Origin of the sequence: Lacrimispora sp. (assembly GCF_032078915.1) — a bacterium.
Taxonomy (GTDB): Bacteria; Bacillota; Clostridia; order Lachnospirales; family Lachnospiraceae; genus Lacrimispora.
Genome location: NZ_DAMAUN010000146.1, coordinates 1 through 8,711, shown reverse-complemented (window position 1 = coordinate 8,711; position 8,711 = coordinate 1). Strand labels below are relative to the sequence as shown.

Genomic DNA, 8,711 nt, shown 5'->3' with positions numbered 1-8,711 from the left:
GAGGGAGCTATCCCGTTTGCAGCGGGCGATCCGCTGGCTGTCATTCCGGTCAATATGATTGGATCCGTAGTGGCCTGTACGATGGGATTCTTATTCGGCATTACAGATTCTGTTGCTCATGGCGGCCCTATTGTGCTGATCCTGGGTGCAGTGAACAAGCCGTTTATGGGACTGATCTGTATGGCTGCGGGAACTGTGGTGACCGCAATTGTCTGTATCACTTTAAAGCGTCTTAAATTAAAACGAAACTAAGTGTTTCAACTGCAGCAAGGATGATAAGAATGGAGCCATTACATCGGTTAAGATCGATCAAAAGAATGATAGATTGACATATGATTTCCTCCTCTGATATGATAATGGCGAAGGAGGTGACGTTATGCTATCACAGCAAAGGCTTTATCATATCATGAGTATTGTAAAAGAACAGTCTTTTGTAACCATAAAGGAACTAATGGAACAGTTAAATGTATCAAAGTCCACGGTAACCCGGGATTTGATAGAACTGGAGGAACAGGGGCTGGTCAGCAGGGAGCGGGGTGGAGCTATGTGCAGAGAGGTTTCTTCTACACTGACGGTATTCAACGAAGTTCCTACCGTGAACAAGGAGAGCCTGTGCGCGGAGGCAAAGGAGATTGTCTGCCAGCGGGCTGTCACGAATGTTAAGGACGGGGACTGCGTTTATGTGGACTCCGGCACTACCCCTGTATACCTGCTGCCGCAGCTGCTTGCCCGCCATGTAAAGATTGTAACCCCTAGCATTTACCTGATTAAGAAGATTCCCATTACGTACAAGGGGGACATCTATCTGCTGGGTGGCCGTTTTTCGCCAGATTATGATCTGAGTACAGGATCCATGGCAGTGGATATGATTCGGAATTTTAATTTTGACCATGCTTTTTTCAGTACCAATGGAGTCAATATGGAAAGCGGTGAGGTTTACATTTTCGACATGGAGATTGGGACGATGAAAAAGGAAATCATGAAGAAGAGCCAGAACAACCATCTCCTGATTGATGACTCCAAGTATCATATTAAGGCAATGTTCTCGTGGGCAAGTCTGGAAGATTTCACAAACGTGTATGTCAATCGTCTCCCTGACACAGGTGAGGCACCGGATAATTTTACCGTTTGTCTCAGTTAGAATACATTAGCAGAAGAGGGGACGCAGTTAAGCGCCCTCTTTTTTTCACTAAAAGTGCAGGAACGAAATAGGAATGCAGAACGGGGCAGTAAGAGAAAAGCTAAGGAACATAAGTGATTTTTCAAGTAATATTAGATAGAGGAGGAGACTCTGCAATGAAAAAGAAAATTAATATTGACGGCGCTCAGAACGTAGAGGTGTCAATCCCGATCCCCTGTGAAAAAACACCGCAGGAGCAGTTGTCTATTATGGAAGCCTATACAGAGGCGCATAGGAACAGTGAGGGACTGGATAAGGCGAGAAGAGAGATTAATTGCCTGAAAACAATATACCCGGTTCTGTTCCGTTCGATTGAATGTGATGATCTGCTGGCTGGCAGACTTGATTTTTTGCCCATTGGCTTTGGCAGTGTAACAAGTATCGGAGGCGTAGGCCATTACTGCGTATTCCATAAGCTGAGGGCGTTTAAAGAAACGCTGTCGACGGAAGAGGAAAAAGCAAGAGTTGATACGCTTTACGATTACTGGCAGGATCATGATACGAAAGCAATTTACTGTCAGGAGGTATTGACAGAGGACACAGTCGGAAGGTTTATTGATTGCTCCTATCCTCTGATGGCAACAGCCAGGTTGTCGGGAATGATGTTGAATTATAAAAAGCTCATGGAATATGGAGTGGAAGGCTTAAAAGAACTGGTCGGTTCAAAAGAACAGAATGAATTTCTGGAAAGCAGTTATGAAAGCCTTTGTCTTTTGCAGGAGGTAATGGAACATCAGATTGAACTGGTGAGAGAAGCAAGAACCGGTGCGGACCAGTCCCGTTTGAAAGATTTGGAACTAATGGAACATGACCTGCAGCATATTAAGAAGAATAAACCACGCTCGTTCCACCAGGCTTTGCAGTTGTTTTGGATTTACGCTCTTTGTGCCGGAGTAATTAACTATGGGCGGTTGGATGACGTGCTGGGACCATTTTTACAACATGATCTGGATCATGGAATTATTGACGAAGAAGAGTCTTACCGGTATTTAAAATCCTTGTGGAAGATGATTGAGAACAGGCGTACCACGGTTAACGGACGTATTATTGTAGGCGGTGTAGGACGGGAACATCCGAAAGAAGCAGATACATTTGCCCGTATCTGTATGAGGGTGTGCAAGGACACACGTTATGTAGAGCCCCAGTTTACCTTACGCTTTAGTAAGGATACCCCAGAGTACATGATGGATATGGCCTATGATTGTATCGGAAGCGGTGCTACCTACCCCACTTTATACAATGATGATGTGAATGTCCCTGCTGTTATGTATTCCATGCGTGTGAAACGGGAAATTGCAGAACAGTACGTACCATTTGGCTGCGGTGAATTTGTCATTCAGGGTAAGAGCGTGGGGACGCCGAATATTTTATTAAACCTGTTAAAAATCTTAAATGTCACCTTAAACGGCGGAATAGATCCTATGGACGGGAAAAGAAAAAGCGGACCCGTGGAGATTCCGGAATGCTCCCAGTTTAAAACCTTTGACGAACTGTATGAGAAATATAAGGAATTGTTGGATTACTACTTTGATTTAAGTATACAGGCTCAATACCGTTCTTATGAGATCATGAATGAAAAAGTCTCCTTTCTGTTTACTTCTGTTTTGATGGATGATTGTATCAACAGAGGGAAGGCAGTGCTGGACGGTGGAGTGGAAATCCTTGGAGGAACCAATGAAACATATGGAAATATCAATTCCAGCGATTCCCTTTGGGCGATTAAAAAGCTGGTATATATAGATAAAAAATACAGCCTCAGTGAATTGCACCAGGCACAGCTTGCCAATTTTGAAGGATATGAGAGAATTCGAAAAGATTTATTGGATCAGGATAAGTACGGCAATGACAAAACGGAATGCGATAATCTCGCAAATGATTTATTTGAATTTGTGGCTCAGGGGATCCGCCAGAAGGGAATTGACTATGGCATGGGATATTTTCTGATCGTTATTTCAAATAACCAGACAAATACAGATTGGGGTCATGATACATTTGCCAGCCTGGACGGAAGGAAAACAGGTATTTACTTAAATCCAGCGAATAATCCCCAGGGCGGAGCAGCAAAAAACGGACCAACCGCCTGCTTGAATTCCCTGGCTAAGTTCCAGGCAAAATATCACGGGGGAAGCGTGCAGAATATTAAATTTACGCCCCGTATGTTCAATAAAGACAGAAAAAAAGTTAAGATGTTGTTTGATACATATTTTAAAAAAGGAGGCTGCCAGCTCATGGTAACGGTTGTGGATTATGGCGTTCTTGAGGATGCCCAAAAGAATCCAGATAATTACCCGGATTTAATTGTACGAGTGGCCGGTTACAGTGCGGTCTTTGTGAATCTGACAAAGGATATCCAGGAAGAATTGCTGAGCAGGGCATTGTATGATTAGAGTGACCAATATTGAACGCTTTGCCACCCATGACGGGCCGGGAATCCGCACCACCGTTTTCTTAAAAGGCTGCCCCCTGTACTGTCCATGGTGCGCCAATCCCGAGACACAGACCTCTTATCCGGAACTGTTATACAACGAGTCGAAGTGTATCGGGTGCCGTTCCTGTGAAAAGGGATGTGGGACTAAGGCTATTACCTTTGATGATAACGGAGCGTTCCATTATAACAGGAACTTATGTACCGATTGCCTGGCCTGTGAGAAAAATTGTATGCAGGATGCAATTGAGTTTTATAGAAAAGACATGGAACTGGATTTCATCATGGAAGAAGTGATGAAGGATAAGGATTACTATGATAATTCCGACGGCGGGGGAATCACGGTCAGCGGAGGGGAGCCCTTTGTACAGCTGGAGGGACTGATCGCCATTCTCAAAGCAAGTAAAGAAAGGGGATTGAATACGGCGGTAGAAACTACAGGGAATTATTCTTTAAAAGCCCTGCAGGCTGCCGAACCCTATATCGACCATTTTCTCTACGATTTTAAACATCTGGATGACGAAGTGCTTAAAAGGGTTACAGGAGGGAATGGGAGACAGATTAAAGAAAACCTGATATATCTGGTAGAGATGTGTCCGGATAAGTTAACTGTGCGCATGCCGATTATTCCTGGATTCAACTTTGATCCCGAATTAATAAAAAAGACGTTGCAATACTTACAGCAGCTGGGAGTTAAAAACGTAAACCTTCTTCCTTACCATACACTGGGAAAAGTGAAATACGAGAAATTAGGAAGAGTTTACCAGATGACTGGAAAAATGCTTCATGAAGAAGATTTAGAGGAATATCACCAATATGCGTTGGAGATTGGGCTGGAATCCAGAATCGGAGGATAGAAGCAGAAAGGTTTCCTTTTTCCTTCCATTGATTCTCCTTACACTATACTAAAGTAGAGTATATGTTATAAAGGTGCGTACTTGTTGATGCATTATGTAAATGATAAAATGAGTATAAAAAGTCAATGGAGGTTAAAAGGTGTGAAAATAGTTGTTTTAACCGGAAGTCCTCATAAGGACGGTACATCGGCATTAATGGCGGAGAATTTTATGAAAGGGACTGTTGAAGCTGGGCATGAGGTTTTCCGCTTTGATACTGCTTTTAAGAAGATCCATCCCTGTATCGGCTGTGACAAATGTCAGTATGGAAAGAATCCTTGCGTATTTCAGGATGACATGCTGGAGCTTTACCCCAAACTGATAGAAGCTGATCTGGCTGCCTATGTAACACCCCTTTATTATCACAATGTTTCCGCACAGTTGAAAGCGGCAGTAGACCGTTATCATGGTATTAATGACCTGATCCGAGGGACTGGAAAAAAGGCGGTTTTGATTGTGACTGCAGCATATCCTGAGGAGTGGGTATTTCATGGTATTACTGCTACCTACGAAACTACGCTCAAATACCTTGGCTGGCAGGACTGCGGTAAGATTCTGGCTTACGCTTGTCGCCTCCGGTCTGATATTGAGAATACGGATTACCCGAACCAGGCATATGAACTTGGTCGTGGATTATAAGGAGGCATGGGTTTATGGCGATTATAGTAGTATGGTCATCCCCTAATAAAAATGGACTTACAGCAGCCGCAAAAGATAGGGTAATTACAGGAATTCTCAGTGCAGGATATGAAGCAGAAGAAATTCATCTGAATCAAATGAAAATGGAGCATTGCAAAGCCTGTGGAAAAGGCTGGGGAATTTGCAGGACAAAAGGCCAGTGTATTATCAATGATGATTTTGCGGCAGTCTATGAAAAGCTGGTTCAGGCAGACGGCATTGTCCTTGTATCGGCCGTCTATTGGCATGACATTACCGAGTGCATGAAAGCATTCTTTGATCGTCTGCGCAGATGTGAGACCGGGCACAATAAGTATTTAGCAGGCAAAAGATGTCTTCTTGTGGCCTGTGCCGGAGGTACCGGTCTGGGAGCGGTAGAATGCCTTCACAATATGGAGGAAACTTTGAAGCATATGAGCATGAGGGCTTATGACAGGCTTCCGGTAATCCGCTATAACGAAGGCTATATGCTTCCGGCATTAGAGAAGGCCGGAGAAACTTATGCGGTCCGGCTGGCAGAAGGCTTTGATATGCAATATTGATTAAGTTTCATCTGCCATACGCAGATTCCTGACTTCTCCAATATTTCCGCTATTGGATATCGCTATGAATTGAGTCATCGAACGGTCGGCATAAATGAAAGCCGATGAATCAAATCATAATGCTATTTTAGACATTTGGTGTTAGTATATAAGAGCGTACTGAATACAAACATAAAAAAAGTTATAAGAGGATTGCAGATGAAAAAAAAGGTGATTTTATTTGCAGCGGCATTGCTGTGTGGCTGCTTATTAGCTGGCTGCCAGAAATCAAAGGCTGACCGGTTGAATCCGGATACTGTAACTTCAGAAGGTGGTCTGATAAAAGCTGAATCCCCCAATGAAGATAATGAGGAAAAAGAAACTGAAACAAAAAACGTGAAAATAAATTCATCTTTTGTCTCTGATACCGGAATTTCTCAATCAGATATATCTGTGGACGCGAAACGAATCATACAAGATCAATCCTTTGATGTTGAATTGAATGGCTGGGGAGATGTAAGGTTCATTTCATATGGTCCTGAAGCTGGTGCTGATTTTGAAGATGTTTCATTCTGCCTGATGAAAGACAATAAGGTTATTTATTCATTCCCTTACTATGGTGAAGATAACAAAACTGATACTTATGCAGGACTTTTTGACAGTGTGGAGTCTGTAGGATTTCGTGATGTTAATAATGACAGTTTAAAGGATATAGTCGTTATTATTAATTACATTACAGGTGCCGGCCCCCAAGGTATGGTTCCACGCCCCAGAGCAAGAATATTCCTGGCGGATAAAAAGGAATTTCATCTGGCAAAGGATTTAATTGAGGACATAACCGAAGATATAGATGAAAAGGATGTAACCATTGATAACATATGTGAATATCTGAAAAATAAGTAATCATTCTTTGCTATTGATATATTTATAAAAACGGCTCCAGGTGCAATTAAAAAACACCTGGGGCCGCTTTTGCTATACGTTAAGTTGATCATGCATTTGCGTAATCGGCTGTCTGCTGCAATGTGCGGAAGTACCTCTCAGCAGATTAAGGCATCTTGCTTTGCCTCCCGCTTGATACTGATCGTTGTCAGTTTTACGATGCATTATTTGATTTTCCATTTAAAACGGCATATGCCTTTTCATAATCTGTCTTTCTGACAAAAATAATATATTGATATTCCAAACTCAAATTTTCACCAAACGTTCCCGTTCTTGCTCTGGAACCGGCATCAAATATCGATGGGCTTTTTCTATTGATTACATTGATAGAATAAGGGATTTTATATTGATCCAGTAAATCACGAACTTCTACCTGCTTTTTCAAGTCATTAGTGCTGATCAACTCTTTTCGATTGAATATTGTAATCATCTTATTCCTTCTTTCTTTTTTATACCATATTACTCTTAAGAATGCGAACTATCAATATGAAAATTCCAAAGTATTCAATTGTCCTTTCATTCAATCCTTTGAATCATGGATAAGCAAACTTCAGTTACTCTAAGACGCAAACATAGAATATCGGCGCATTGCCAACAATATATTGCAGGCCGGCACCAAGGGGTGTATTCATGGGCATCTTGGTGCTGCTGATCAGTCGGGATAAAATTACCAAAAAAGTGAGAGATATAATATTTTATTTGGGGTATTTGTTGTAAAAAACACAGCACAAGGATGACCTTTACATTAAAATTACTATCCTATATTATAAAATTAACTAGTGGTTATTAAAAGAATGGAGTTAAGCTATGTTTCAAATCGGAAAGCGTGAGATCGAACTTCTTTATTTGGTAAATTCATCGAAGGATGGATTTATTTACAGAGAGTTAATTGAGAGATTTGGATATACGGAACGTTCTTTTAAATATGCTGTCGACTTAATCAATAGTTTTCTGAAAGAAAACTCCCAACAGGCCTGTTTCGTACTTGGCAACAAAAGATGCTATCTAAAAAATGCCCCTCTATCCATGAAGTTTACTATGGATCATATCACAAAAGAACAGTACTACCTTTCGAAGGAAGACCGCTGTGAAGCTATTTTCTTCCGGTATCTGGCTGATTTACACTATACAATTGATGAAATTACAGACTATCTGGATGTGAGTAAATCTACGGTAAAGAAATCCCTTGCAGTTGTTAAGGAAGAATGCGGGGAATACGGTCTGGAACTTGTAAACCATAAGAGAATGGGGATTGAACTAAATGGAAGTGAAACGGTAATCCGTTCCGCTCTCATGGATGTTCTTTATAAATACTGCGGTTTGTCAAACCAGGACAGCAAAAACAGGAAGCTTGCACTCCGCAACTGCAATCCTTATTTAAGAGAATGGATCGAAGCGGTTTTTAACCAGTATCAATCAGAACAGAAAGCGGAGGATTTACTATCCTCTATATGGGAATATCTGCCGGTGATTCAGAATGATGAAATCTATATACTGGCAGTTCTGAATCTGATCCTGGTATTTTACAGAACAGGAAGCGGGTATTATGTTTCAGCAGATACAAAGGAATACGTTGGTTTGGAAGGGAGAAAGCTGGCAGAAGTCATCAGCAGTTCCTGTGAAAAACATTTAAAGATCAAACTGCCCTGTGAAGAATTTTTTAAATTTGTCATTGTTTTAAACAAAGGTTATTCCATTGAAAGCAATGAAAAAGACCAATATCTGTTAATTGGAAGTATGATCTGGATCCATCGCCTGGTTTCTGACCTGCTGCAGAAATACACCAATCAGTCTTTTGGGGCATTGACAAATGAATACGGCTTAAACGAAGCACTGGACATGCTCTACAACCATTTCTACGCAGCGGTGGAGAGAGTAAGGAGAAACATCTACATTCAGAATCCAATTCTTCAGGACATAAAAGACGAATACGGGGAGGCATTTCATGATGTTGAGAGCAGTTTGGAAGGGCTTGAAAATTATCTGGAAAAGAAATTTTCACAAGATGATATCGGATATTTCACTTTGCTGATTGAAAATATCATTTCCCAGGTCCACAAACAGAAGAA

8 protein-coding genes and 1 pseudogene are annotated in these 8,711 nt (G+C 41.5%); 8 read left to right on the top strand and 1 reads right to left on the bottom strand.

The genetic code is table 11. The features are described from left to right. The 7 genes and pseudogenes from RT269_RS28800 to RT269_RS28770 form a co-directional block, all read left to right on the top strand. Positions 1–252: pseudogene (locus RT269_RS28800) on the top strand (PTS fructose transporter subunit IIC); the annotation flags it as partial. A 124-nt stretch (positions 253–376) separates the two neighbouring features. Continuing rightward, a complete protein-coding gene (locus RT269_RS28795) occupies positions 377–1,141 on the top strand; it encodes a DeoR/GlpR family DNA-binding transcription regulator (protein WP_313187866.1) in 765 nt (254 codons plus the stop codon). A 155-nt stretch (positions 1,142–1,296) separates the two neighbouring features. Continuing rightward, entirely contained in the window at positions 1,297–3,567 is a 2,271-nt protein-coding gene (locus RT269_RS28790; protein ID WP_313187864.1) for a pyruvate formate lyase family protein, read from the top strand. Then, positions 3,560–4,462, top strand: coding sequence for a glycyl-radical enzyme activating protein (locus tag RT269_RS28785; RefSeq protein WP_313187862.1), 903 nt, complete (start codon positions 3,560–3,562; stop codon positions 4,460–4,462). Before RT269_RS28790 ends, RT269_RS28785 begins: the two co-directional genes overlap by 8 nt. 141 nt (positions 4,463–4,603) lie before the next feature. Next, on the top strand, positions 4,604–5,140 hold the full coding sequence (locus tag RT269_RS28780; RefSeq protein WP_313187860.1) for a flavodoxin family protein: 537 nt from the start codon (positions 4,604–4,606) through the stop codon (positions 5,138–5,140). Between the two features lie 14 nt (positions 5,141–5,154). Next, a complete protein-coding gene (locus RT269_RS28775) occupies positions 5,155–5,721 on the top strand; it encodes a flavodoxin family protein (RefSeq protein WP_313187858.1) in 567 nt (188 codons plus the stop codon). Positions 5,722–6,003: 282 nt separating this feature from the next. Continuing rightward, on the top strand, positions 6,004–6,603 hold the full coding sequence (locus tag RT269_RS28770; protein WP_313187856.1) for a hypothetical protein: 600 nt from the start codon (positions 6,004–6,006) through the stop codon (positions 6,601–6,603). A 193-nt stretch (positions 6,604–6,796) separates the two neighbouring features. Here RT269_RS28770 and RT269_RS28765 read toward each other — a convergent pair whose 3' ends face one another. After that, positions 6,797–7,072 (bottom strand): hypothetical protein, encoded by a 276-nt coding sequence (locus RT269_RS28765; RefSeq protein ID WP_313187855.1) that lies wholly within the window; start codon positions 7,070–7,072, stop codon positions 6,797–6,799. A gap of 377 nt (positions 7,073–7,449) precedes the next feature. On the opposite strand from RT269_RS28765, the gene RT269_RS28760 reads away from it, so the two are divergent. Then, a partial coding sequence (locus tag RT269_RS28760; protein WP_313187853.1) for a BglG family transcription antiterminator occupies positions 7,450–8,711 on the top strand: 1,262 nt, incomplete at its 3' end.